Origin of the sequence: Cyanobium sp. Morenito 9A2 (genome assembly GCF_024345575.1) — a bacterium.
GTDB lineage: Bacteria > Cyanobacteriota > Cyanobacteriia > PCC-6307 > Cyanobiaceae > ATX-6F1.
Map to the genome: position 1 here is coordinate 97,038 of NZ_JAGQBJ010000005.1, position 23,378 is coordinate 120,415.

General features: G+C 69.0%; 21 protein-coding genes and 1 pseudogene. 16 read left to right on the forward strand and 6 right to left on the reverse strand.

All coding sequences use genetic code 11. From position 1 onward, the window contains the following. The 5 genes from asnB to KBY88_RS08300 are packed head-to-tail and all read left to right on the forward strand — an operon-like array spanning nt 1 to nt 5,259. The gene (gene asnB, locus KBY88_RS08280) at nt 1–1,827 is read left to right on the forward strand and encodes an asparagine synthase (glutamine-hydrolyzing) (RefSeq protein WP_254939449.1); all 1,827 of its coding nucleotides are present in this window, start codon (nt 1–3) and stop codon (nt 1,825–1,827) included. Between the two features lie 2 nt (nt 1,828–1,829). Further along, complete coding sequence (locus KBY88_RS08285; RefSeq protein ID WP_261348621.1) at nt 1,830–2,678, forward strand: FkbM family methyltransferase; 849 nt, start codon at nt 1,830–1,832, stop codon at nt 2,676–2,678. Between the two features lie 7 nt (nt 2,679–2,685). Further along, nucleotides 2,686–3,858 (forward strand): glycosyltransferase, encoded by a 1,173-nt coding sequence (locus KBY88_RS08290; RefSeq protein WP_261348584.1) that lies wholly within the window; start codon nt 2,686–2,688, stop codon nt 3,856–3,858. Then, nucleotides 3,851–4,624, forward strand: coding sequence for a glycosyltransferase family 2 protein (locus KBY88_RS08295; RefSeq protein WP_254939451.1), 774 nt, complete (start codon nt 3,851–3,853; stop codon nt 4,622–4,624). Before KBY88_RS08290 ends, KBY88_RS08295 begins: the two co-directional genes overlap by 8 nt. Beyond that, nucleotides 4,621–5,259 carry a class I SAM-dependent methyltransferase gene (locus KBY88_RS08300; protein WP_254939452.1) on the forward strand — a complete coding sequence of 213 codons (639 nt, stop codon included), beginning with the start codon at nt 4,621–4,623 and terminating at the stop codon, nt 5,257–5,259. The genes KBY88_RS08295 and KBY88_RS08300 overlap by 4 nt, the downstream gene beginning before the upstream one ends. A 396-nt stretch (nt 5,260–5,655) precedes the next feature. Here KBY88_RS08300 and KBY88_RS08305 read toward each other — a convergent pair whose 3' ends face one another. Continuing rightward, on the reverse strand, nt 5,656–6,033 hold the full coding sequence (locus KBY88_RS08305) for a HEPN domain-containing protein (RefSeq protein ID WP_254939453.1): 378 nt from the start codon (nt 6,031–6,033) through the stop codon (nt 5,656–5,658). After that, nucleotides 6,020–6,427, reverse strand: a complete 408-nt coding sequence (locus KBY88_RS08310; RefSeq protein ID WP_254939454.1) for a nucleotidyltransferase family protein — start codon at nt 6,425–6,427, stop codon at nt 6,020–6,022. The genes KBY88_RS08305 and KBY88_RS08310 overlap by 14 nt, the downstream gene beginning before the upstream one ends. Before the next feature lie 46 nt (nt 6,428–6,473). Between KBY88_RS08310 and KBY88_RS08315 the strand changes: the two genes are divergently transcribed. Beyond that, nucleotides 6,474–7,046 carry a WcaF family extracellular polysaccharide biosynthesis acetyltransferase gene (locus KBY88_RS08315; protein ID WP_254939455.1) on the forward strand — a complete coding sequence of 191 codons (573 nt, stop codon included), beginning with the start codon at nt 6,474–6,476 and terminating at the stop codon, nt 7,044–7,046. A 151-nt stretch (nt 7,047–7,197) separates the two neighbouring features. Beyond that, nucleotides 7,198–8,598 carry a glycosyltransferase family 4 protein gene (locus tag KBY88_RS08320; RefSeq protein WP_254939456.1) on the forward strand — a complete coding sequence of 467 codons (1,401 nt, stop codon included), beginning with the start codon at nt 7,198–7,200 and terminating at the stop codon, nt 8,596–8,598. Nucleotides 8,599–8,791: 193 nt separating this feature from the next. On the opposite strand, the gene KBY88_RS08325 is transcribed toward KBY88_RS08320, so the two are convergent. The 3 genes from KBY88_RS08325 to KBY88_RS08335 all read right to left on the reverse strand — a co-directional run bounded on the left by KBY88_RS08325 (nt 8,792) and on the right by KBY88_RS08335 (nt 12,979). Continuing rightward, on the reverse strand, nt 8,792–9,586 hold the full coding sequence (locus tag KBY88_RS08325; protein ID WP_254939457.1) for a C40 family peptidase: 795 nt from the start codon (nt 9,584–9,586) through the stop codon (nt 8,792–8,794). 1,051 nt (nt 9,587–10,637) lie between these two features. Further along, nucleotides 10,638–11,285: a hypothetical protein gene (locus KBY88_RS08330; RefSeq protein ID WP_254939458.1), complete on the reverse strand. Its 648-nt coding sequence runs from the start codon at nt 11,283–11,285 to the stop codon at nt 10,638–10,640. A gap of 1,082 nt (nt 11,286–12,367) precedes the next feature. Next, nucleotides 12,368–12,979 carry a hypothetical protein gene (locus KBY88_RS08335; RefSeq protein ID WP_254939459.1) on the reverse strand — a complete coding sequence of 204 codons (612 nt, stop codon included), beginning with the start codon at nt 12,977–12,979 and terminating at the stop codon, nt 12,368–12,370. A gap of 648 nt (nt 12,980–13,627) precedes the next feature. Here KBY88_RS08335 and KBY88_RS08340 point away from each other — a divergent pair. Then, nucleotides 13,628–13,744, forward strand: a pseudogene (locus KBY88_RS08340) (type II toxin-antitoxin system Phd/YefM family antitoxin); the annotation flags it as partial. Nucleotides 13,745–13,889: 145 nt separating this feature from the next. Further along, the gene (locus tag KBY88_RS08345; protein ID WP_254939549.1) at nt 13,890–14,285 is read left to right on the forward strand and encodes a type II toxin-antitoxin system VapC family toxin; all 396 of its coding nucleotides are present in this window, start codon (nt 13,890–13,892) and stop codon (nt 14,283–14,285) included. Nucleotides 14,286–14,291: 6 nt separating this feature from the next. Here KBY88_RS08345 and KBY88_RS08350 read toward each other — a convergent pair whose 3' ends face one another. Further along, nucleotides 14,292–16,739, reverse strand: a complete 2,448-nt coding sequence (locus tag KBY88_RS08350; protein WP_254939460.1) for a GumC family protein — start codon at nt 16,737–16,739, stop codon at nt 14,292–14,294. Nucleotides 16,740–16,881: 142 nt separating this feature from the next. Here KBY88_RS08350 and KBY88_RS08355 point away from each other — a divergent pair, with 142 nt between their 5' ends. From KBY88_RS08355 to KBY88_RS08385, 7 genes are all read left to right on the forward strand, one after another. Continuing rightward, nucleotides 16,882–17,682: a hypothetical protein gene (locus tag KBY88_RS08355; RefSeq protein ID WP_254939461.1), complete on the forward strand. Its 801-nt coding sequence runs from the start codon at nt 16,882–16,884 to the stop codon at nt 17,680–17,682. Beyond that, complete coding sequence (locus KBY88_RS08360; RefSeq protein WP_254939462.1) at nt 17,669–18,523, forward strand: archaeosortase/exosortase family protein; 855 nt, start codon at nt 17,669–17,671, stop codon at nt 18,521–18,523. Before KBY88_RS08355 ends, KBY88_RS08360 begins: the two co-directional genes overlap by 14 nt. A gap of 1 nt (nt 18,524) precedes the next feature. After that, nucleotides 18,525–19,121, forward strand: a complete 597-nt coding sequence (locus KBY88_RS08365; protein WP_254939463.1) for a hypothetical protein — start codon at nt 18,525–18,527, stop codon at nt 19,119–19,121. Between the two features lie 951 nt (nt 19,122–20,072). After that, complete coding sequence (locus KBY88_RS08370) at nt 20,073–20,699, forward strand: DJ-1/PfpI family protein (protein ID WP_254939464.1); 627 nt, start codon at nt 20,073–20,075, stop codon at nt 20,697–20,699. A gap of 30 nt (nt 20,700–20,729) precedes the next feature. Beyond that, nucleotides 20,730–22,154: an APC family permease gene (locus tag KBY88_RS08375; protein ID WP_254939465.1), complete on the forward strand. Its 1,425-nt coding sequence runs from the start codon at nt 20,730–20,732 to the stop codon at nt 22,152–22,154. 3 nt (nt 22,155–22,157) lie between these two features. After that, on the forward strand, nt 22,158–23,066 hold the full coding sequence (locus KBY88_RS08380) for a PhzF family protein (protein WP_254939466.1): 909 nt from the start codon (nt 22,158–22,160) through the stop codon (nt 23,064–23,066). A 30-nt stretch (nt 23,067–23,096) separates the two neighbouring features. Next, on the forward strand, nt 23,097–23,357 hold the full coding sequence (locus tag KBY88_RS08385; RefSeq protein WP_254939467.1) for a hypothetical protein: 261 nt from the start codon (nt 23,097–23,099) through the stop codon (nt 23,355–23,357). Nucleotides 23,358–23,378: the final 21 nt, after the last annotated feature.

Genomic DNA, 23,378 nt, shown 5'->3' on the forward strand with positions numbered 1-23,378 from the left:
ATGTGCGGCATTGCTGGCCTGTTGTCTCTCTCCACTCAGCCGTCGGCTCCCGATCTGGTGGCGGCCCTCGACCAGGCCCTCGCCCACCGTGGCCCCGATGACGCCGGTGTGTGGAGTGAGCGGGGCACCACCTTGGTGCACCGGCGCCTGGCGATCCAGGACCTCTCCCCCGCCGGCCACCAGCCGATGCCCTCGGCCTGCGGGCGCTACGTGCTGGTCTTCAACGGCGAGATCTACAACCAGCGCGAGCTGCGCCGTCAGCTGGAGCGCCTGGGCCACCGCTTCCATTCCAGCAGCGACACCGAGGTGCTGCTCGAGCTCTACGCGCGCTATGGCCTCAGCGCCCTGCAGCGCTTGCGGGGCATGTACGCCTTCTGCCTCTGGGATCGCCAGGAACGCCGGGCCCTGCTGGCCCGCGATCCCTACGGGATCAAGCCGCTCTACCTGCACCACGGGAACGGCGGTGAGCTGCTCTTTGCCTCCGAGCTGCGCGCCCTGCTGGCCACCGGGCGGGTGCCGCGCCGCCTGGACGGACAGGGACTGGCCGACTTCCTGAACCAGGGCAGCCTCCCCCACCACCGCACCCTGGTGGAGGGGATCACGCCGTTGCCCCCCGGCCACCTGGGCCTCTGGCAGGAGGGCCGCTGGCAGCTGCAGCGCCACTGGCAGCCCAGCTACGCCCCCGATGGAGTGCTGGAGGGCCCCGATCTGGTGTCCCACACCCGTGCGGCCCTGGGCGCCTCCGTGCGGGCCCATTTACTCAGCGATGTACCGGTGGGCCTGTTCCTCTCCGGCGGGCTCGATTCCTCCGCCGTGCTCGCCCTGGCGGAGCAGCCGCTCACCACGGTCTCGATCGGTTTCGCTGAGGCCGGCTTCGATGAATCCGGGCGCGCCGCCGCCCTCGCCCGTCAGTTCGGGGCGACACACCACAGCGTGCAGCTGCGCGTCGCCGATGCGGCCGCCACTATCCCCGGTTTTCTGCAAGCGATCGATCAACCCAGCGTCGATGGCTTCAACACCTACGGCGTTTCCAAGCTGGCGGCGGGGCTGGGGCTCAAGGTGGTTCTCAGCGGCCTCGGGGGCGATGAGCTGTTCGGCGGCTACCCCAGCTTCCAGCGCCTGCCGCGGGCCTGGCGGCTGCACCGGCGCCTGGCGCCCCTGGCGCCCCTGGCGGCCGCTGCCCTCGGCCGCAGCCACCGCGGCGGCGCCCAACGGCTGGCCGATGGGCTGCGCCAGCCGGCCTCGATCGAGAACAGCTACCGCTCCCTGCGCGGCATCTTCTCCCCCAGCGAGGTGGGCCGCCTGCTGCGCCACTGGGGCCTTGAGCCCCCGCTGACCCACGGCCATGAGCCCCCGCAGCCGTGCGGCCCCGAGTCCTGGGTGGTGAAGGATCCCTCCCGCTTCCCCACCGCCGCGGATCAGATCGCCTGGCTGGAGAGCAGCCTCTACATGGGCCAGCAACTGCTGATCGACAGCGATGGGATGGCGATGGCCCACGCGCTGGAGCTGCGCCTGCCGCTGGTGGATGCGGAGCTGCTGCGGGCCCTGGCCGGTCAGCCCGCCGCCCAGCGCCTGGCGGCACATAAGCGCCTGCTGCGCCAGGCCGTGCCGGAGGCCGAGGCCCTGGTGGGCCGGGCTCCCAAGCAGGGCTTCGCGTTCCCGTTCCAGTGCTGGTTTGATGCCGACGGCTTTCACCCCAGCGCCTGGGGCCTGCCGCCGCTGCCCCCCACCCCCGCTGATCTCGATGTGCGCGCCTGGGCCCGCCGCTGGGGGCTGTTGGTGCTCAGCGATTGGCTGAAGCGGCACCTGGGGGTGGAGTTGGCGTGAGCATGCAACGGGGCCTTCCCTACATCTGGCGCCATCCGCTCAGCCGCCGCGAGCGCCTGCGGGCGACGGGTCGTTATCTGCGCTGGCAGCTTGGCGCCCGCTTGTTGCCCTGGCCTGTGGCGGTGCCCTGGGTCAACGGCACCAGCTTGGTGATGACCCGCGGAATGACCGGCGCCACCGGTAATTACTACTGCGGACTGCATGAATGGCCCGACATGGCCTTTGTGCTGCACCTGCTCCGGCCCAGCGACACCTTCGCCGACCTGGGCGCCAATGTGGGCAGTTACACCGTCTTGGCTTCAGGAGCCGTCGGCTGCTCTTCGCTGAGCTTCGAGCCGGCCCCCGTCACCTTTGATGGGCTGCAGAGGAATCTTGCCTTCAATCACCTGCAGGATCGGGTCAACGCTTACCAGGCCGCCCTCGGCAGCCAGCAGGGCAGCCGGCGTTTCAGCCTTGATCACGGCCCGATGAATCAGGTGGTGGGCGACGACGACGCCGGTCCCACGGCCTGCGTCGTTGTGTGCTCCATTGATGCCATTCCAAAACTGCGCCAGGCTGCGCTTTGGAAGCTGGATGTGGAAGGCCACGAACGCGAGGTGTTGCACGGAGCCCGACAGACCTTGGCCGAAGCGCCGCCCCAGGCGCTGTTGATCGAAGACCGCAGCCCGACCGTGCAGAGCGTATTGGAGGGACATGGCTACCTGGCCTGTGGCTACGACCCCTGGAACCGGGAGATCTCGATCGATCCCCGGGCTCGCACGGGCAACCAGATCTGGATCCGAAATGTGGGCTGGGCCCGTGAGCGGGTGGCCTCGGCACCGAGCTTCCAGGTGCTGGGCCTGGCGATCTGAGGCCCGCTTGAACATCCTCCACCTCATCCCCTCGATCAGCCCGCTCCGCGGTGGTCCCAGCCAGGCGGTGTTGGCGATGGTGGCCGAGCTGCGCCGCCAGGGGGTGGACGCCCGCCTCCTCACCACCAACGACGACGGGCCGGGGCTGCTCTCAGACCTGCCCCTGGGGGTGTGGCACGAACACCAGGACGTTCCCGTGCTCGCTTTTCCCCGCTGGAGCCCGCCCCTGCGTCCCCTGCTCGAGTTCGCCGTGGCCCCTGGGCTCACGCGCTGGTTGCGGACCCATCTGAGCGAATTCGATCTCCTGCACGTCCATGCGCTCTTCTCGTATCCCTGCACCAGCGGCATGGCCGCGGCGCGGGCCTTGAAGGTGCCCTACCTGCTGCGCAGCATCGGGCAGCTCAACCGCTGGAGCCTGGAGCAGAGCCCTGGCCGCAAGCGGCTGCTGCTGCGGTTGATCGAGCGCCGCAACCTGGAGGGGGCGGCGGCCTTGCACTTCACCAGTGACGCCGAGCAGCGGGAGGTGGCGGATCTGGGCCTGGCCTCGCCGTCATTCGTGTTGCCCCTAGGCGTCGAGCTGCCGGAGTTGTTGCCTCCGGAGGATCGGGGAGAGAACCAACCCACGCGCTTTCTGTTTCTCTCGCGCCTGCACCCCAAGAAGCAGGTGCCACTGCTGCTTGGGGCCTTGGCCGAGCTGCGGCTCCATCGCCCCGAGGCCGCCTGGACGTTGGAGATCGCCGGCGAGGGGGAACCCGCCTACGTGGCCGAGCTCAAGGCCCTCGCCCTTCGACTGGGCCTCGCCAAGCGTTGCGCCTGGCTTGGCTTTGTAGCTGGACCTGAAAAGCAGGCCCTGCTGCAGCGGGCCGATTGGTTCGTGCTGCCCTCGGCCTCGGAGAACTTCGGTGTCGCCGCCGCCGAGGCCCTCGCCGCCGGCACCCCGGTGATCCTCAGCACCGGGGTGGCCGTGGCCGAGGCGGTGCGGCGGGCCGGGGCGGGGTTGGTGTGCGCGGCGGAACGGCGACCACTCAAGGAGACGTTGCTCCAGGCGCTGGAGCCGCCCTCACCCGCCCAGCGCCAGGCCGCTCGGGCGCTGGCGGCGGAGCGGTTCAGCTGGCCTTCGATCACCGAGCGCCTGATCGAGCACTACCGCACCCTCGCTCCCCTTTCCGCCCGTGGCTGACCCCCTCGCTCAGCTCACCCCGCTGATCCTCACCTACAACGAGGAGCCCAACATTGCCCGCACCCTCACCGGGCTCAGCTGGGCGCAGCGGATCGTGGTGATCGACAGCGGCAGCAGCGATCGCACCCTGGCGATCCTCGCGGCCCACCCCCAGGTGGAGGTGGTGCATCGGATGTTCGATTCGTTTGCCGCGCAGTGCAACTTCGGCCTCACCCAGATCCACACCCCCTGGGTGCTCAGCCTCGATGCCGACTACGGCCTTTCCCCTGCGCTCGTCGATGAAATCCGAGCCGCCTTGGCTGGAGTGCCTGCTGAGATGAGGGGCTTTCGGATTCCCTTTCGCTACTGCGTCGATGGGAAGCCCCTGCGGGGAACGATTCTTCCCCCGCGCCTGGCCCTCTACCGACTTGGCTCAGGCCACTACGTCAACGACGGCCATGCCCACCGCTACGAACTTCAGGGGGCATCAGCCTCACTGAGTCACCCCATCTTCCACGACGACCGCAAACCTCTTTCCCGTTGGCTGCGATCCCAGGAGCGCTACCTCCAGCAGGAAGCCAGCAAATTGCTCAGCACCCCCCATCACCAGCTCTCCCGCGCTGATCGCCTGCGCAAGCGCCACGTGATCGCCCCCTTTGCGGTGCTGTTTCTTTGCTTGGTGCTCAAGGGGGGCCTGCTCGATGGCTCGCGCGGTTGGTTCTATGCCTTTCAGCGGATGTACGCCGAGCTTCTGCTCAGCCTGATGCTCTGGGAGGGACGAATGTGAGCGACTCACGTTCGGTTGGCGACTACGGATGGAGCACCCGGATCCCCACCGAGGAGGCCTTCCTGCTGGCGCCCCTGGCGCAGCTGTTGCCGTCCTCCGCAGGGCCGCATGGCCGGTTGCGGCTGCTCGATCTGGGCTGCGGCAACGGCTGGCTGAGCGGCTGGCTGGCGGCACGCGGCTTCCAGGTGGTGGGGGTGGACCCCAGCGCCTCGGGGATCACCGAGGCCAGGCGCGCCCATCCCGAGCTGCGTTTCGAGCCCCTGGCCGCCAGCCCCCAACTGCTGCACCAGTTGGGCGAAGCACCCTTCGATCTGGTGGTGAGCCTGGAGGTGGTGGAGCACTGCTACGCCCCGCGTGATTGGGCGGCGGCCGCCTTCAGCGCCCTGCGCCCCGGCGGCCAGCTGATCGTTTCCACGCCGTACCACGGCTACCTCAAGAACCTGGCCCTGGCCGGCACAGGTCAGCTCGAGGCCCATTTCACAGCCTTGTGGGATGGGGGCCACATCAAGTTCTGGAGCCGCCGCAGCCTGGGCCAGCTGCTCACGGAAGCGGGCTTCGAGCAGCTGGAGTTCCGCGGCGCCGGACGGCTGCCGTGGCTGTGGAAATCGATGGTGCTGGGGGGGTGCCGGGGTTAGCTGTGTGGCGGGTGGCCAAGGTGGCCCCGATGGAGAGGGTGACGGCGGCGATCACCGCATCAGCTCAAGGAGGCAGGCTCAGGGCTCGAGGCCCTCGGTGGCACGTCCAGCTCCACACCGCCGAGATCAGCGAAGTGGACACCGATGCGGCGGCCCAATCCGGCGCCGCCGCTTTCGGGTCCCTGGGATGGCTTGACAGCCTGGCGCATGCTCATGCGCGCTTCTTCTTCCATGGAGTGGCCATGGCGTGCGGCATCAGATGTGCCTTGAATTCGTCGTCAAGGTGTGGGTCGTGATTGAGGCCATCCCTTGGTCAACCGCCTCGATGATTGCATTGCCGTCAATGCAACTGGTGCGGTCGGAATGGGCCCCGTTCCGTCAGGTTGAGGCGAATCATCAGCTCTCCCGCGCCCTGCGCACCGCCGCCTCCTTCTCCTCCAGCAACGCCTGCAACCACCCCAGCAGAACCTCCCGGCTGGCGGGCAACGGAAAAGGCCCCTCCTCGTAGCGGGCCTCCACGGCAAACACCTGCAAGTCGAGCAGGTCGGCCGGCAGATCGGAGCCGGCCAGATCGGCCAGTTCTGCGAGGTCATGGCTGCGGGGCGGGCGCTGATTCGCCAGCACGATCTGGGCCTTGAGCAGTTTTTCCAGAGCCTGCTGGGCCAGGAACCCCCACTCCTCCTCAGGGAACACCCCATCGAGCCCCAGCTGCAGGGCCACCAGATGGCGCTGAACGATCACCAGGAGTAGGGCCGCATCCTCAGCGGGCGGCATAAAGCACCTTCCCTTCCCGCGCCACATCGCCCATCACGTGCCAACGCGATTGGGCCATCCGCGCCGCATCGCCCCAGCCGGTCACCAGCAGATCAACACCCACCGGCACCGAGCCCAGCAGCGCTCGGTAGCGGCGCCAACCCGCCAACTTCTGCTGGGGCGTGAGCTGGGCGCTGCGGATGATCACCACTAGATCCAGATCCGAATCACTGCGGGACTCACCGCGGGCTCTGGAACCAAACCCCACCACGGCCTTCACCTCCGGGTCGGCGATCAACGCCAGTAACCCCAGACGCAGTCGATCCCCATCAATCCCAGGGCCCAGGTCCAGTCGCTCTGGCAAGGCAGTGGGATGCTCCCAGGGCAGTGTTGGATGGGCTGAGGTCAAGGCCATGGCCTCAGGCTAGATCCGCTTCGCTTGGCGCCCCACACACCTGCCCATGCTCCAGGATCTCGCCGCCTACCGCCTGCCCCCTGATTTCACCGCGGGCGCCCCCAGGGTGGTGCAGCTGGTCTGGTTCTGCGTCGGCAGCCCCCTGCTGGCGGCCCGCTGGCTGCCGGGTTCGGCCTGGCGGGTGGGGCTGCTGCGGGCCTTCGGGGCGCGCCTGGGGCGCCAGTGCCGGATCAAGCCCGGCCTGCGGGTGAAGTACCCCTGGCGGCTGGTGGCGGGCGAGGCCTGCTGGCTGGGGGAAGCGGTGTGGATCGACAACCTGGCCCCGGTGCATCTGGGCGATCGGGTCTGTCTCTCCCAGGGGGCCTACCTCTGCACCGGCAACCACGATGTCCGCAGGCCCGGCTTTGATCTCCTCCTGGGGCCGATCGAGCTGGGCGATGACGCCTGGATCGGCGCCCGGGCCGTGCTCGCCCCCGGCACGCGGGTGGGGGCCGGCACGGTCGTGGCCCTGGCGGCGGTGGCCAGCGGCGACCTGGGGGCTGGGGTGATCTACGCCGGCCACCCGGCCCGCCCCAGCGGCCACCGCTGGGGTCCTGACCAGCCCTCCCTGAAGCCTTGACGGCAACGGTCAGCCCGTTGTCATGGATTCCTCAGGTGGGTGGCCTGGTTCCAGAGTGGTTCCGCCCCCAAAATGACTGCGGCTGCACCTGGTTGCCCTGACCGCTGACAATGACTCCTCGCCAAGGGCTCCCAGCCGGCCGCCGGTACCCTTGCGGGGTCTGCGCCGCCTGAGCGCCCAGCTGCGCCAACGCTGGTCCTGGCGCGCCAGCCGCAGCCGCACCGCCCGGCTCACGGTGGTGAGTCAGTTCTTTCCGCCCGATTTCGCCGCCACAGGCCAGTTGCTCGATGATCTGAGCGTGCGCCTGGCCCAGCGTGGACTGCAGGTGCAGGTGGTCACCGGGCAGCCTGCCTACGCCTTCCACCAGAAGGAGGCCCCACAGCTGGAGTTCCACTCCAACCGTTGCATCCGCCGCACCCGCGCCTCGCGCCTGTGGCCCAGGCGCATCCGCGGCCGCGCCGTGAACGGGCTGTTGTTCTGCCTGCGCAGCAGTGCCCGGCTGCTGCGCTACGCCCGCCGCGGCGACCTGCTCCTTTACACCACTGAACCGCCCTACCTGCCGGTGGTGGGCTGGTTGCTGCATCGCCTCACCCGCACCCCCTACCTGGTGCTCCTCTACGACCTCTACCCCGATGTGCTGGTGGAGCTCAAGGTGCTGCCCGAGCGCCATGGGCTCACCCGGGTGTGGCGGGAGCTCAACCGCTGGGTCTTTGCCGAGGCCCAGGAGCTGATCGTGTTGAGCGCGTCGATGGCAGAGCGCCTCAGGCGCTTCTGCCCGGAGGCGGCCGCCAAGGTGTCGGTGATACCCAGCTGGGCGGATCCCGAGCGCATCCAGCCCCTCGCCAAGGCCGATAACTGGTTTGCCCGCAAACATGGACTCGAACCGTTGTTCACGGTGCTCTACTCCGGCAACCAGGGCCGCTGCCACGACCTGGTCACCCTCATGGCGGCAGCCCTGCTTCTCCGCCACGACCGGCGCATCCGCTTTCTGTTCATCGGCTCCGGTCCCCAGCGGGAACGGCTCATCGGCCTGATCAACGACTGGGGTCTGCTCAATTGCAGGTTTCTCCCCTTCCAGAGCCTGGAGGTGTTGCCCTACTCCCTCACCTGCGCCGACCTGGCGGTGGTCAGCCTGGGCATCGGCGCCGAGGGGCTGGTGGCCCCCAGCAAGCTCTACGGGCACCTGGCGGCGGCGACCCCGATTGCCGCGATCACCCCGGAGGGCTCCGAACTGCAGCAGCTGGTGCGCTCCAGTGGCTGTGGCGCCTGGTTCGCCAATGGCGATGCCGATGGCCTGGCCCGCTGGATCCGTCATCTCGCTGACCACCCCGAGGAGGCCCAGCGCCAGGGCAAGGCGGCCCGGGGTCTGCTGCTGGCGGAGGCCTCCCCGGAGCGCATCACTGACCAGTACTGGGAGCTGATTCGCCGCCACCTGCCCTTCGAGAAGCTCGTGGCCATCGAAAACACCCGCCGTCTGGATGCGGAGCCGGAAGGCTGGGCCGATCTGCCGAGGGACATCGGGCCCCAGGAACCGGGAGCCGTGACCTGTTAGGCCGGGGGAATGCCTGCCGAATGGGGCGTCCCACCAGGGGGCGGGGGCAGGTTTTGAAACCATCGTCCCCTGTGATCCGGTGGATCGCCAGCCCGCCACCCCAGGAGCCAGGGAGCGGTGGCGGCTCAACCCGAGCGATCAGCCCTGGGGCACGTCCTCGTTCGCTTGCTGGGGCGCAGCTCCGCCAGCTCGTTCAATCCCCCGCCGGCCCCAGCCCGGTGGCCGCTGCCCCGGTCCCTGGCCGGGGAGCCAGCTCGGCGAAAGCGACCCGCCAGGATTCGGGGCCGAGGATGCCATCCACCTCCAGACCGGCGGCGCGCTGGAAGGCCTGGAGCTCCTGGTAGGAGATCGGGCCGAATGCCCCGTCATCACCACGACCGGAAGGGCCCGAGGGACCCAGGTCCCAGCCCAGCAGGATCAGTCGCCGCTGCCAGGCGAGCACGTCCTGCCCCACGCTGAGCGGACTGGTGAGGCTGCGGTAGATCCCCGGCCAGGCGGGGGCGCCGCTGGTTTCGCCCGGGGCGCTGAGGCCATCGAAACGGGGACGGCCGTAGCCGTAGACGTTCGCCATCGGATGGCGATCACGGCGCACCCTGGCGGGGAAGGGGCCGATGTTGCCGTTGATGCAGGTCACCTGACCGCCGGGGGCGACCGATTCGACGATCCCCACATGCCAGGCGTCGGAGTCGGCCGTGCCGGGATACCAATCGAAGAAGACCAGATCGCCGGACCGGGCACCTGCTGGGCCCTCGATCCACTGGCCCCTGTCCTTGAACCAGCGCACGGCGAAGGGGCAGTAGCTGAAGCCCTTGGCGGTGGTGATCGGCAAGGGCAGTCCCGCCTGGTGGAACACGTAGGAACTGAACAGACCGCACCACTCCGCCTGGAGGCCATACCAGGTGCCGTACTTGGTGACGTTGTTGGCGTTGGTTTCACCGAATCCGATTTCACCGGCGGCAATGCGGAGCACGTCGGAGGCGGTGGCCATGGGGCTGGGGCGGAAGCAGGTTTTGAAGGCTTGAAATCTAATCAAACTGCCTTGAGTTGACCACGCCATCAAGCAACGAAGGACCTGCAGAACGATCGGAGCAAGGACCCTTCGACAGCTGGGTCTGATCGCGTCTGGTCAGACTCCGAGCGCTGGGGGGCGTGAGGGGGCATAGCGGCGGCGCAGGGCAAGGCAGGGGGCCAGGGCCAGCAGAAGACCCGGGGCACAGACCGGTGACGGGGCCTTGAGTGGCCCACCGATGCTCCCGAAGTGGCGCTGGGTGCTAACGCATGAGATGTCCCCCGCCAGGCTCTTGGGCGTCAGGTTGGCGCCGCCTGTGCCGACGTCTTGGCCGATCGAACTGAACCCCGCTGTGTCGCTGGAGCCAATGGTGCTCTGATGTGGGCCACGGCATCGGGGCCAGGGGTGGTGCTCGGGAGGTCTGCCGTCAGTGCAATCCTGACGCCGCTGGGAGCAGCTCCAGTGGTTGGAGCGAAGAAGGTCAGATCGCCGTTGCCACCTGGGTTGTACGGAAGGAAACCGCAGGTGCAGGGGTTTCATCCGGGGTGTTGCTGAAGGTGAGGGAACCACCGGGGGTGCGGCGTCATCTCAGGGGAAACAACCTGAACAGGTGCCCGATTGGCGCTCGATGGCGTCATGGCATGACCTCCCTGCCAGGCTCACCCGGGACGTGAGGCAATCGGTGTAGGTCTGGTTCTGAATCGTTCAGGTGATGGCCTTGGACGCGCTTTCGCCAAGCTCCCCAAGGACAGCGATTGCGCAGCCAGCCCCCGCAGTGGTCGTGAGAACGGTCCCTTCACCGCATGAATGCTTAACGGGTAGGCAAGGCAAGCGCGGCTTCCGGGCTGGTCTGGCAAGGGCACCTGGGGATAGGGGGGAGGACCGCTCCAGCACTGCCCTGGGGACCTGAGCTGGGGAGGTGGCCAGAGATGGGGCCTCCCGGGGACGCCCTGCTGGGGTCCTGGATTTCAGGCCACGGCCCCCTGGTGCCCCCCCCGGGCCTGGACAGCTCCCTGGGAGTGGGGCGGCCTCAGGCCGTTGGAACCAGTTCCGGGTCAGGCTGGGCCGCTGACAACCTGGTCTTCAGCTCCGCATAGCGACGGCGCGCCATCAGCACGGGCAGGAACACAGCAAGGCCAAACCAGGAGATGGGCGCCGGTGCCTTCGCAAGGGTCGTGGACGCTGTCCACGTACCCCTGACAACTCCTCCAGTGCCACAAACGCCTGCGCCGGTGTAGATGCCATTGTCGCAGTATTCAATGCCCGTGATTGCTCTCGATTCTGTGGCTGTGCCTCCCGGAGCTGCCGCGGGAAGCGCGGAAGCGATCGTGAAGCGGATGACATCAGCGCCATTCGGTGTGTTGTTCAAGATCAAGTACTGGGTACCCCCTGATACTGCGGTGGCGATTGTTCCGCCCTGCAACCCCGTGGCCCAACGGGAGGTCTGATCAAGGCCCGTCGTGGGAACAGTCGTCAAGCTGATGTCGTAGGCCCCAAAACCAGCAGCGGTCCCGCCCCAGTTGAAGTAGCCGCTGATGGTTCCGGAGGTGCCGTTGGTGCCTGCCACTCCCGTAAAGCTGTAGGCACCGCCGAGAAAATAGGTGATCGCATTCGCTGGCTGATCAACGCCCACGGTCAGCGCAAGAGCACAGCAGGCTCCCAAGAGGCTGGGGAGCATCGCTTCTTTGGTGAGCCCCACGCGCCTGGTTGAAGAGCAAATTCCTAAAAGAGTTTACTTCAAGATGCATGAAGCCGACAACCGGCCCCTGGGGCCTTCACCACTTGGCTGGAGCCGGAACCCGTTCGCAGGAGGGCGCCGCGGCAGGCTTTCTTGGGGGTTGACAGGCCCCCGGACGCCAGGGTGTGAAGGGCTGGGTCAGCGATGGTGCGCATGAGGAGCGGTCCGTCGCTGGTTCGGACCGTTCTGGCCGCTCGCCTTGGCCTCGCCAGCGGCTGGAAACGTTTGTTGCTGTCAGCGCAGGGAGCTACGTGTTGATCGCTGGCAGGTCTGCCCCAGCAGGTCCTGCCCCCGCCTCCATCGTGACGACGTGATTGGCTGTCCTCGACAGCGTCCCACGAGGTTCAATCGCAAGCCTTTTGGATGGACCACTGTTGCTGGATGGCCTGGTGCATTGGCGCAGTCGTCGTCAGTACTGTTGGCCCCATGGGTCAAACATAGATACATCTTGGCGCCGTGATTCACCACTTCTGCCCGGAGCAAGGACACAGCTGAAGTGCGGTCGGGTCAACCACTCCCATCGACGCAGCCTTCGCACTTGAACAAGCGCTGGCGCCCCGGCAACGACACCATCCATGGCCCAGCGACCGTGTCGGATCTCCCGTCAAATGCTCTGCAGCTGACGCTCATCGTGTTGACGTTCGAGACAATGGTCTCTGCAGATCCGTAGGCGCCGATCCCACCTCCGGCGGGGCAGCCGCCTCCAGGGAACGCGCCAGGAGCGGATCCGGGCGATTCCATGACTCAAGCCCTTGAATCGCACGCTTTCTCATCAGCGGCGGCCACTCCCACGTTCGGAAGGGCCCCCTGGGCGAGTTCAGGGGTGTCACAGGGGCCTTGGTTGCGTACCCCCAGGGCCTTGGCGGCGATCAGGGTGCTGCCACCGAAGCAGTCGCTGAGCGGCGCATCGGGGCCTAGGGGGGGGGCAGGTCCGTTCCACGGGAGTCCCCACGGCGGCAGGAGGGCGATCGGGCCATCCGTCGACCGCAGCCCACCCGACCAGGAGAGCCCTCCGACAAGTTCTATCGGGCTGGAGGAGCGGTAGCCGTCAACCCAGGCCGGGGCCGGGGATCCGCCGGATTGGGTAGGAGCGCAACGTAGCGGCGGCGCAGAAAGAGCATGGGAAGGAGTGCGCCAACGCCTAGCCATGACAGTGGGGCCGGGGCGGCGACGGTGGCCGAGACACCCTGCAAAGCGGTGGCCGAGGCGTTCGGGCAATTCAGATTGTTGGACACCTGATTGCTGTTGATGTTGTTGTTGTTGTCTCTGAAATTGGTGCAGAACACACTGTTGGCCGCCGTCGCGCTGATCGGCGTTGAGCTGGTGTTGGTTGGAGTGGTCGCCAGGGGGCTGGCAAGGGCCAGCCTGAACCCGGGCTCGTTGCCGCCGCCCGCTTCATTCCAAAAGTAGAGCGCGATCGGACTGGTTGAGTTCGCTGGCGCATTGCCGCTTGTGGGGTCGTAACCGACGTTGGTGAAGGTGACCGGCGAGGTCAGGCCCAGGGGGTTGGCACCTGTCACCCGGAGCGATCCGCCGGACAGGGCCGTTCCATCCCAGTTGAACCAGCCGCTGAAGGTTCCCGCATTGCCGGCTCCGGCATAGCTGTAGGTACCGTTCGTGATCCAGTAGGTCACGGCCTGCGCCGGCTGCCAGGCTCCCCAGGCAAGACCGGCGGCACAACCGGCGCCGAGCAGGCCCGGCAGCAGAGCTCTGGTCAAACGCCCTCCATGGATGAAATCCAAGCCAAGGCCCAATCTTGGCCATGTTGCAGGCGCTGTCTGCTGAAGACGTCCCGGCTCGTTCTGAGAAAATCCTGAGAACGCCTTCCCGCCTGAGTGGGCACCCGCTCGGCCTGACGACGACGGGCCCCTGCCGCCATCGTGCTGGGGTGGGGGACCGGCGCCCTGGAGGCTGAGCCTCAACCGCAGCGTCTGGCGGCCTTGGAGAAGCGCCTGGCCGCGCTGGCCGGCGCGACGGAGGCATCGCCCGAGGATCAGCTGCACCAGCCACCCCCCACCGAAGCCTGGAACGATGGCTGCCAGAACGGCGCTGGGGTCGATGGCTTTTCTGCTCTGGAGCTGATCGTCGCAACGGATCGGGGAGCCTCTGCGCCGGGCAGCGGTGGGACTGGCCGCTGGTCTGGATGGTCGCTGCGGCGCTCGCCCAAGGCACCGTGCCCGTGCACAGGGAGCCGGCATTCAAGGCGATTCAGCACCTCCAGCAGGACTGGGTGGGCTGATCGGACTGGACCAAGTTGAGTCCACCTGACAGTGGGTAACTGGATGCGGGTGGTCCATGTGCACGAAGCCAAGACCCAGTTCTCACGCCTGCTCGACGCCGCCCACGCCGGCGAGACGATCGTGCTCGCCAAGGCGGGCCGGCCCTGGGCCCGGCTCATGCCCCTGGAGGGGCAGGCCGGCTGGCGCAGGAGTGGAGCCTTGCGGGAGCAGATGCCCCTGCCGCCACCGGAGGTGTTGCTTGAACCCCTGCCGGAGCAGGAGCTGGAGCTGGAGTCCTTTGAGGGGGGGGGCTGGTTCCCGGTTCATGAGCCTGCCGCGACTGCTGCTCGATACGCACGTGCTGTTCTGGTGGCTGTCGGAGCCGGAGCGCCTCAGCCCGGCGGTGGCGGCAGCCCTGGCCGACCCAGCCTCCGAGGTACTCGTGAGCGCCGCCAGTGCCTGGGAGATTGCCACCAAGTACCGCATCGGCAGGCTTCCCTCTGCCGCCGTGCTCCTGGAGGATTGGGGGCCCCTGCTCGATGGTCAGGGGTTTCGACACCTGGCCATCCATCCGTGCATGCGATCCGAGCCGGTGGCTACGCCCTGGCCCATCGCGACCCCTTTGACCGTCTGCTGGCGGCCCAGGCCGAGCTGGAGCAATTTGACGCTGGTCAGAGTGGATCCGGCACTGGCTGGGTTCCCGTGCCGGATCCAGTGCTGATCAGCCTCAGCCGTCGAGCCAGCGACCGAGACGTTTCTTCCAGTCCGCCCACAGGTGAGGGGCACGTCGGGCGCGCTGGGGGGGATCGTCGTCGCCATCGGGAGCGGCCTTGTCGTAGTAGCTGTAGGCCGATCCGGCATCGAAGCCGCCATAGCCGCTGTAACTGCGCACGTCGTTGTAGCCGTAGCCATAGCCGTAGGCGTAGGCGCCGGATTTCTCGCCCTTGGGTCGGCGGGCGTTGGTGACGATCCCCAGCAGCGGCACACCGGCATCGTTGATCCGATCCACGGCTTCGGCGGGCAGGGAGCGATCGACGCGGTTGAGGGTGACCAGAAGCACGATGCCCTCCAGGTGCTGGGCCACCAGGGCCGCATCCGCCAGGCCCAGGGCCGGCGGGGTGTCATAAAGCACCAGATCGAAGACGCCGCTGGTGCCGATGTCATGCACCAACGCACCCATGCGCTCGGAACCCAGCAGCCGCGGCGGATCGGGGGGCCGGCGGCCGGCGGTGATCACGCTCCACCCCGGGTAATCGGGCACCTCCTGGACCACATCCCGCCAGTCCAGCCCCTCCTCGGTGAGCAGGTTCGTGAGGCCACGGAGGTTGTCGAGGCCGAGGCGATGGTGGATCTGCGGCTTGCGCAGGTCGGCGTCCACCAGCAGCACCCTCTGGCCCAGCTCCGAGAGCGTTTTCGCCAGGAGTACGTTCAACAGGCTCTTGCCCTCGGCGGGCACCGAACTGGTGAGCGCCACCGACACCAGGGGCCTGTCCGTGTGGAGGAAGCGCAGGGAGGTGTAGAGGTTGCGCAGGGCCTCCTGGTAGAAGAAGCGCTGGTAGCCCCCCTGGCCATCGGTCTGCTGGTCGAGCTCCTGGAGCAGGAAGCGCTTCTCCCGCCGCACACCATCGAAGAAGGCCACGTAGGGCACGTGGCCCAGCAGGGGGACGCCCAGGTCTTCGCGCACCTCCTGGGGACTGTGGAACACATGGTCGAGCCGGTCGCGCAGCAGCGCCACACCCGCCCCCGCCACCAGCCCGAAGAGGATCCCCTGGAACACCCCCTTGCCCAGGGAGGGCTCCACGGGGGTGAGCGCCACGCTGGTGGGGGAGATCACCTTCCAGGGGGTGCTGCGCTGGGCGATCTCCAGCTGGAACTGCTCGCGGGTGCGGAGGTAGTTGGCCAGGTTGCCGTCGGCGATCTCCAGCTTCTGCTTGAGCGCGTCGAACTCCCGCAGCAGTGCCGGCTGCAGCTTGAACTGAGCATCCAGCTTGGCGATCTGGGCGCGGGTGATCGCCGTGGCGTTGGCGTTCTGCCGCAGGGCGGCAGTCACGGCGTCGAGCTCCTTGCGGAGCAGTTGCGGGCGCAGCTGGTCACGGGCCGCCAGCAGGCTGAGCAGCACGGGGGCGCCGGGGCGGTAGCGGGAGCGAGCCTCGGCGATCTCCACCTCGATCCGTTGCAGCTCATCCAACAGCGCCTGGTTGGGCAGGTTGGCGGCCAGGTTGTTGCCGCTGCCGCCGGCCTCGACTGTCGAGCCACCGCCACTGTCACCAGGGTTGGTGGAGCCGATGCTGAAACGGCGCGCCGAGAGCTTGCCGCTGGCCACCTCGGTGCGCACCTGCTCCAGCCGTCTGCGCTCACCCCCCTGGGCCAGCAACTGGCCCTGCAGGCGCTCCAGCTGTTGGCGCAGGGCCAGGGCCTCCTCCGTGGGCTGCACCAGGTTGTTGGCCTTGCGGAACTGCTCCAGCTCCAGTTGCAGGGCATCGCTCTTGGCCTGCAGCAGGGGCGCCTGGCGATCGAGAAAGCGCAGGCCATCGTTGAGGCGCTCCTGGCGCTGGCTGGTCGCCCAGCCCAGGTAGCTCTTCTCGGCGAGCGTCAGGGCCTGCTGCACCACCTGCTGGTCGGAGCCCTTTCCGCTCACATTCAGCACCCCAGGCGCCACAAGACCGTTGCGTTGCACCGCGTCCACCGGCACCAGCGACACGTTGATGCGGGGGAGGGCCCTGGGTTTCACCCCCGAGCGGGCCAGCTCCAGGTACACCGGCTCCAGCACCGCCGCGCTCTCCAGCACCTTGATCAGGGTGGGGACATCAATGTTGAAGGTGTTGCGGGCCAGCGATTCGATCGCGCCGCCGCCGTCGCTGCCGGCGGCGGCGCCACCGCCGCTGGAACTGGGCCGGTCGTTCACCGGATCGGAGATCAGCAGGGTGAACCCCCCCTGGTACACCGGATCGAAGTAGAGCTTGTACAGGGTCTGCGACACCTGGAACAGAGCCACGACCACCACGGTGATCAGGAACGGCCGCCGCCGCCGCCGGATCACCCGGACCAGGGTGGTGAGGTTGAAGCCCTCGCGGCGGCCGTCACCGGAGCCCCGCGGCACCCGCCCTGCCTGGTCCTCCGAGCGGACGCCGCCGCTGCCACCGATCACCTGTTCCGGTGGGCTGAGGCGGGTCATGGTGCTCGCGAGCTGTGCGGATCGTACGAGGGGGTTGCAAGGGCCGTAGCGGACCTGGGACGGGCACGGGTACCCAGGGGCCAGGGAGGTTCCCCGGGGCAGAACACCTTGCCAACCTGTGGGTGGGCCATAGGCTCCGCCCATGACCGATCCGACCACGGACCAGGCCTTCAGCACCGGTCGCGCCCGCAGCTTTGCCCGCCTCACGGCCTACACCCTGCTGGGTTTGTTCGCCGTCAGTGTGATCCCGGCGTTGCTGCCCTTCGCCTTCAATCAGCCCGAGCGCCTGTTCGGCAGCCTGCGCGAGCTGCTGGAACGCTCCACGCTGCCGCTGGTGGCCTTGATCCTGCTGTTCGCCGGCTTCGGCGGCGGCGCCCTGCCCGCCGCCTGGGAGGTGTGGCTGGCCACCGTGCTGGGGCCGCTGCTGAGGCTGGTGGCACTGCTCTACCTGCTCACGGCCGTCTCGATCGTGGCTGTCGCCGGTGAGATCCAGAGCCAGGGGCTGGCCCAACTCAAGGGTCAGCTGCAAAGCACCCTCTCGGGCCTCGGGGCCTTCCGCCAGCAGCTGCGGGTCGCCCCCGATGCTCCCTCGCTGCGGCGACTGCTCGACCAGCAGCCCGTCCTGCGACCCAGCCTGAGCAACCCCAGTTCCCCCCTGGCCAGCCCGTCGGCCAGCCTGAAGGACCAGCGGGCCGCCGCGACCCAGTTGCTCGATCGGGTCGAGGCGAACCTGCGCTCCGAGGATCTGCGCCGCCGCAGTGACGCCGCCGGCAACCTGCTCAAGGAAAACCTGCGCCTGGCGGCCACCGCCACCGTCTACGCCGGGTTCTACCTGCTGGCAAGCCTGTTCTGGCCGGCGCGGCTGGGCCCCTGGGTCGAGCGCGGCCGCCGTTTGCGGGCCGAGCGTTCCCGGGCCGAAGCCGAGACCCATGAAGCCGGCTGATCTGCCCCTGGCGTTGCTGGCCGGCCTGGCCGCCAGCCAGCTCACCTTGATGACCCGCAGCGGGCCCGGCGCCGGCGACTACGCGATCATGGCCGCCCTGGTCTGGCTGGGGGGCGCCGTGCTGCTGCACGACGACCGCCAGCAGCGGGGTTTTCCCCCCGCCCCCTGGCCCCTGCTGCTGCCGGGGCTGCTGCTGCTGCTTTGGTGCCTGCTGGTGCTCAGCTTCGCCCTGCGTCTCTACGACCCGCTCGTGCACCTACTCCCCCTGGCGGCATTGCTGGGCCTGGCACTGGTGTCGAACGCCAGCCCCCGGCGGCGCCTGTTTCGCCAACTGCTGCTGCTGGGGTTGCTTCCGCCGGCGATGCTGCTGTTCCAGGCGTTGCTGCCCCCCGAAGGCCCGGCGCGGCTCACAGCCACGTTTTCCGCTTTCCTGCTCTGGCTCGCCGGTCAACCGGCCCTGGCCGAGGGGATCGTGGTGCTGCTGCCCGGCCGCAGCCTCGAGATCGGCCAGGGCTGTCTCGGGCTCAACACGATCAGCCTCTGCCTGGGGGCGGTGGTGGTCTTCGCCCTGCTGCTGCCCGCCCATCGCCATCGAACCCTGTTGGCCCTGGCTGCCGCCGCCGTGCTCGTGGCCTTCGTGGTCAACGGCTTGCGGGTGGCGCTGCTGGGGTTCACCGATCCAGAGCCCGCCCCGGGCTGGTGGAACGAGCTGCACGGCTTCGACTTCTGGCACATCGGTCTGGGCTCCAGCCTGTTCTCACTGCTGGCCATGGGCGGCACCACCGTTCTGGTGGTCGCCTCCCTGGAGTGGGAGCTGCGCCGGAGGCGCTCCGGAGGCTGAGATGGGGTCCGTCGGCCCTGCTCCCGCCCCGCCCGACGGCCGGCCCACGGACCTGCGCCTGCTGGTCCTGGTGTTGTTCACGGGCTGGGCCGCGCTGCTCAGCGTCGAGAGCTGGTTCCGCCCCCCCGGGGTCGAGCGACCGGTTCCTTTCCCCACCACCGTGCTCCGGCCTGAGGGCACTTACCACCGGGTGCCGCAGGTGGCCGATCACCAACCGCTCCCTCCCCAGGTCGTGGTACTCCAGGCCGCCGATTACCGCGGACCGGACGGCCAACGGCTGGCCCTGCGCTGGATCACCCACACCTCCTCCTCCCGCGGCGGCATCAACTTCGACTTCCCCTCCATCGCCACGGCCGTGCTCGGTCCGGGGACCAGGGGCCACTGCCAGCGCATCAGCGCCGCCGGGCCGGAGGCCACCCTGTTGGGCAGCGAAACGGAGTTGCGCGCCGCCCTGGCCGCGTCGGCGCCCCAGGGCTTCGAGCGGCTGCTCTGGCTGGCGGGCCTGCGGCCCTACCAGGCCAATGCCTGCCTCTGGACCGGCACGGTGGCGCGGCCCTCCCCTTCGGCCCCACGGCGGGCTCCATCACGTTTCGAGTGAGGTCCCCCTTGGCATCGAGGGCACGGGGGGCGGCGACCACCCCTTGTCGCAGGGCGGGAGGCCCGGTTTGACACCCCCGGGCGAGACGGGTCTGAACACCTGAAAAGGCCTGCCGACGCCACCAACCGCGTGCTGGCGAACCCCCAGGGCACCGGGAGAATCGTGCGCACCGCCTCCCGACCGCGCACGGCGCATCGTCCCGCCGAACACCTGATCGTGGCCGTCCTGGGGAGCGCAGGGGGCCTTGAAACCGCCGTTGCGCACCTGCGGAACGGCAGCAGCCGCCACCCTGGTGGCCTGGAGCCGATTCCGCACGCCGTGAGGTTGGGGCCCATGCCCCGAAGCCCTCAGCACCAACGCACCCGCTCCGGTGCCCTGGGCGCGGACCCGGACCATTGGCGCTGAGGGCCTCCCAGCCTGAAGGCCGAGCGACGTTCATCGGACGCCCGGTGATCGTGCCCGCCGCCGGCTGGATCCACGAGCGACGGCGCTGGTGCTGGTGATCGAAGCCATGGTGGGCGTGCTGAGGCTGAGTGGCCCGCCCGCTGCACTGGTCACGATCCGCGACCCGTTCACCGGAGCGATCGAAAAGCAGCACCCTTGAATCCGTCGTGGGGCTGAGAAGCTCGACCAGCGCCCCTGGCCCCTTCAAACGACCCCAACTGAAGTGAAATGAGCAGCAACCGCGGGCGCGCGGGCACGGTCCACGACCAGGAAGGATCCAACTCCGCTGCCTTCACCTGGGATGTCGGCGGTGGGGACGTCCTGATCCGGTCGTAAGCACTGGGTTGATGCGCCCAGGGAAGCCCAGCCTGGCCCGGCCAACGGGACTCTCGAGCCAGCACCTCGGCAGGTGGACCTGGGCGGCTGAACCCGAACAAACCTGCCAGAGTTGGTGAGTCAAGGGCCCACGTCAGGCCCGCCGCAGCCCTGCTGGCCCAGGCCCCTTCCATGAACATCGGCATCCTGATCTTCCCCCAGGTGGAAGAGCTCGATTTCGTCGGCCCCTGGGAGCTCTTCAGCCTCTGGCAGCGGCTGGAGAACGGCCCCGAGCGCTGCCTGGTGGTGGCCGAAACGCTCGATCCCGTGGTGGCCGCCAAGGGGCTCTCACTCAACCCCCACGCCTCCTTCAGCACCTGCCCGCCGCTGGATGTGCTGCTGGTGCCGGGGGGCCAGGGCACCCGAAAAGAAGTGTTCAACACCGCCTTGGTCGACTTCATCCGCGACCAGGCCGAGGGCGCCGGCGCCGTGCTCTCGGTCTGCACCGGCGCCTTCCTGCTGCACGCCGCCGGTCTCCTGGAGGGCCGTCGGGCCACCACCCACTGGGGTTCCCTCGATCGCCTGCGCGCCCTCGGCGATGTGGAGGTGGTGGAGGAGCGCACCACCCAGGACGGGCCGATCTGGACCTCGGCGGGGGTCTCGGCGGGGCTGGACCTGGCCCTGGCCTTCATCGCCGAGCGCGCCGGGGAGGAGGCCGCCGCAGAGGTGCAGCTGGCCGCCGAGTATTTCCCCTCGGACATCGTCTACGGCACGCCCTCGCGGCACCCCAAGGCTCCCGCCTATCTGCGCCGGAGCTGAGCCCTAGGCTCCGGCCATGGGAGGCCTGCCTTGACACCGACCCCTGGGAGCAGCGACCAGGATCAGAGGCAAGGCCCCAGCCCAGGGCAGGTCGGTGCGGCCCCAGCGGCGAACCCCGCTCCTTCGGGGCAATTGCTCTCCATCCTTGGCGTGGGCTTCGGTCTGGCCGGTGCGGTGGGCGGTTCGATCGGCGCCGGCATCCTGCGCACCCCCGGTCTGGTGGCGGCCCAGCTCGGCAACGGGCCCCTGATCCTGGCCGCCTGGGCGCTGGGGGGGCTCTACGTGCTGCTGGGGGCCCTGGCCGTCGCCGAGCTGGGGGCGGCGATGCCCCGCGCCGGGGGCTGGACCGTGTACGCCCGCCGCGCCCTGGGGGATCAGGCCGGCTTCGCCGTCGGCTGGATCGACTGGGTGGGCCACTGCGCCGGCCTCGCCTGGGTGGTGGTCACGATCGGTGCTTACACCTCCGCCCTGGTCCCCGCGATCCCGCTCAACGGCAGCGCCATCGCCCTGGTGGTGCTGCTGCTCTTTGCCCTGATCCAGCTGATCGGGCTGGAGGCCGGCAGCCTCAGCCAGCAGCTCCTGAGCCTGGTGAAGGCCCTGGCCTTCCTGGCCCTGATCGGCGCCTGCCTGCTGCTCAGCCCGGGCCATGGGCCGGAGCTGGCCGGAGCCGGTGGGCCCTGCGCCCCCGGGGGCCTTTCGGCGCTGGTGATCGCGGCGGTGTTCGCCCTGCAGGCGGTGATCACCACCTACGACGGCTGGCAGAGCCCGATCTACTTCGCCGAGGAATTCAGCGCGCCCGAAAAGGAAGTCCCCCGCTCCTTGATCGGCGGACTGGTGGTGGTGATCGGATTGGTCCTGCTGGTGAACCTGGCCCTTCTGAAGGTGCTGCCGCTCGCGGAACTCGCTGCCTCCGACCTGCCCCTGGCCGATGCCGCACGCACCCTCTTCGGCCCCCTCAGCGGCCAGGTGATCCTGGTGCTGGCGCTGATCTCCTCGCTGGGGCTGGTGAACACCTCGATCATGTGCGCCCCCCGGATCCTGTTCAGCCTCAGCCGCGACGGGCTGTTCCCCGGCGCCTTCGCCCTGGTGCGCCCGAGCGGCACCCCCGTGAATGCCCTGGCCGCCACCACCCTGCTCACCGGCCTGCTGGTGCTGTTCGCCGATTTCAATCGCCTGCTGGGGGTGGCCTCCCTGCTCTATGTGCTCCTTTATCTGGCCGGCATGGTCTCGATGCTGGTGCTGCGCTGGAAGGAGCCGGAGCTGCCGCGCCCCTTCAGGGCCCCGGGCGGCGCCTGGGCGGCCTCAATCGTGGCCCTGGGCTCCCTGGCCTTCCTGGGGGCGGCCGCCCTGAACGACCGCACCAACAGCCTGCTGGCCCTCGCCCTGATCGTCCTCTCCCTGCCACTGAAGTGGCTGCAGCGGCGCCGGGACGTGTCCTCCCCGGGCGGGGCCTGAGCGGTGCACACCCCCCCTCACCCAGCGATCGCCGCCGGCACCCTGCACCGGCTCGCGGCCTTCAGCGACGACCCGGCCGGGGGCAACCCGGCGGGGGTGTGGATCGGGGCGGCCCTGCCGCCAGCGGAGGCGATGCAGCAACTCGCCGCCGAACTGGGCTATTCGGAGACGGCCTTCCTGGCACCGCTGGAGGGAGGGGAGCGCAGGATCCGTTACTTCAGCCCCAGCGGCGAGGTGCCCTTCTGCGGCCACGCCACCATCGCCAGTGGCGTCGTGCTGGGAACGTCGATGGGCATGGGCACCTACCAGCTGCAGACCGCCGTGGGCCAGGTGCCGGTGAGCGTGCGCCGGGAGAACGGCCGCGCGGTGGCCACCCTCACCTCGGTGGAGCCCCGCCAGGAATCCGCCCACTCCGAACTGGTGGCGGCCGTGCTGGCCTGCCTGGGCTGGGGCGCCGGTGAACTGGACCCGGCGTTGCCGCCGCTCAAGGCCTTCGCCGGCGCCTGGCACCTGGTGCTGGCGGCCCGCCACGCCGAACGGCTCGGGCAGCTCGACTACCCCTATGAACCCCTGCGGGAGCTGATGCTGGCCGAAGGGCTGCTCACCCTGCAGCTGATCTGGCGGGCCGAAGCGGCCCTGTTTCACGCCCGCAACCCCGCCCCCGCCTGCGGCATCCGCGAAGACCCCGCCACCGGTTCGGCCGCCGCCGCCCTCGGCGGCTATCTGCGCGCCCTGGGTCAGATCCCCCCCGGCGGCCGGTTCACGGTCCTGCAGGGGGAAGCGATGGGACGCCCCAGCCGCCTGGAGATCACCATCCCCGCCCGCGGCGGCATCGGGGTCAGCGGCGGTGCCGTGGCGCTGCCGGTCCCCTGGGCCGCGGCGCCCCCTGGGGGCCTTGAACAGGGTTCCTAAGCTGAGAAAAACGCGTGTCCTGGGCTCTTCATGGCCGTCGACTCCTCCGAGCAGGGCCCCCGGTTCGTCAACGCCTGGGCCCAGCACCCACCGCTGCGCTTCTTCGGGGGCGTGGCGCTCGGGGTTTTCTTGTTGGCCATCCCCTGGTCCCTGGAAGAGCCCTTGCGGTTTGGCTCCGTTGAAGCCATCGCCAGCGCCGGCCTGGTGCTGCTCTGCGGAAGCCTCACCGCCCGCTGGGGCGCCAACTTCGTCGCAGCCCTCTCCCGCGCCTTGGATTCCCTGGCCCTGTGATCGCAGAGCCCCCCCCAAAGC

Bases quoted from the DNA above. Each gene is read 5' to 3' on its own strand.
- KBY88_RS08330 (WP_254939458.1), bottom strand. From the start codon at position 11,285: ATGCTCCCCAGCCTCTTGGGAGCCTGCTGTGCTCTTGCGCTGACCGTG.
- KBY88_RS08325 (WP_254939457.1), bottom strand. From the start codon at position 9,586: ATGGCCACCGCCTCCGACGTGCTCCGCATTGCCGCCGGTGAAATCGGA.
- KBY88_RS08285 (WP_261348621.1), top strand. From the start codon at position 1,830: ATGCAACGGGGCCTTCCCTACATCTGGCGCCATCCGCTCAGCCGCCGC.
- asnB (WP_254939449.1), top strand. From the start codon at position 1: ATGTGCGGCATTGCTGGCCTGTTGTCTCTCTCCACTCAGCCGTCGGCT.
- KBY88_RS08305 (WP_254939453.1), bottom strand. From the start codon at position 6,033: ATGCCGCCCGCTGAGGATGCGGCCCTACTCCTGGTGATCGTTCAGCGC.
- KBY88_RS08345 (WP_254939549.1), top strand. From the start codon at position 13,890: ATGAGCCTGCCGCGACTGCTGCTCGATACGCACGTGCTGTTCTGGTGG.
- KBY88_RS08385 (WP_254939467.1), top strand. From the start codon at position 23,097: ATGGCCGTCGACTCCTCCGAGCAGGGCCCCCGGTTCGTCAACGCCTGG.
- KBY88_RS08310 (WP_254939454.1), bottom strand. From the start codon at position 6,427: ATGGCCTTGACCTCAGCCCATCCAACACTGCCCTGGGAGCATCCCACT.
- KBY88_RS08355 (WP_254939461.1), top strand. From the start codon at position 16,882: ATGACCGATCCGACCACGGACCAGGCCTTCAGCACCGGTCGCGCCCGC.
- KBY88_RS08370 (WP_254939464.1), top strand. From the start codon at position 20,073: ATGAACATCGGCATCCTGATCTTCCCCCAGGTGGAAGAGCTCGATTTC.
- KBY88_RS08365 (WP_254939463.1), top strand. From the start codon at position 18,525: ATGGGGTCCGTCGGCCCTGCTCCCGCCCCGCCCGACGGCCGGCCCACG.
- KBY88_RS08315 (WP_254939455.1), top strand. From the start codon at position 6,474: ATGCTCCAGGATCTCGCCGCCTACCGCCTGCCCCCTGATTTCACCGCG.
- KBY88_RS08350 (WP_254939460.1), bottom strand. From the start codon at position 16,739: ATGACCCGCCTCAGCCCACCGGAACAGGTGATCGGTGGCAGCGGCGGC.
- KBY88_RS08360 (WP_254939462.1), top strand. From the start codon at position 17,669: ATGAAGCCGGCTGATCTGCCCCTGGCGTTGCTGGCCGGCCTGGCCGCC.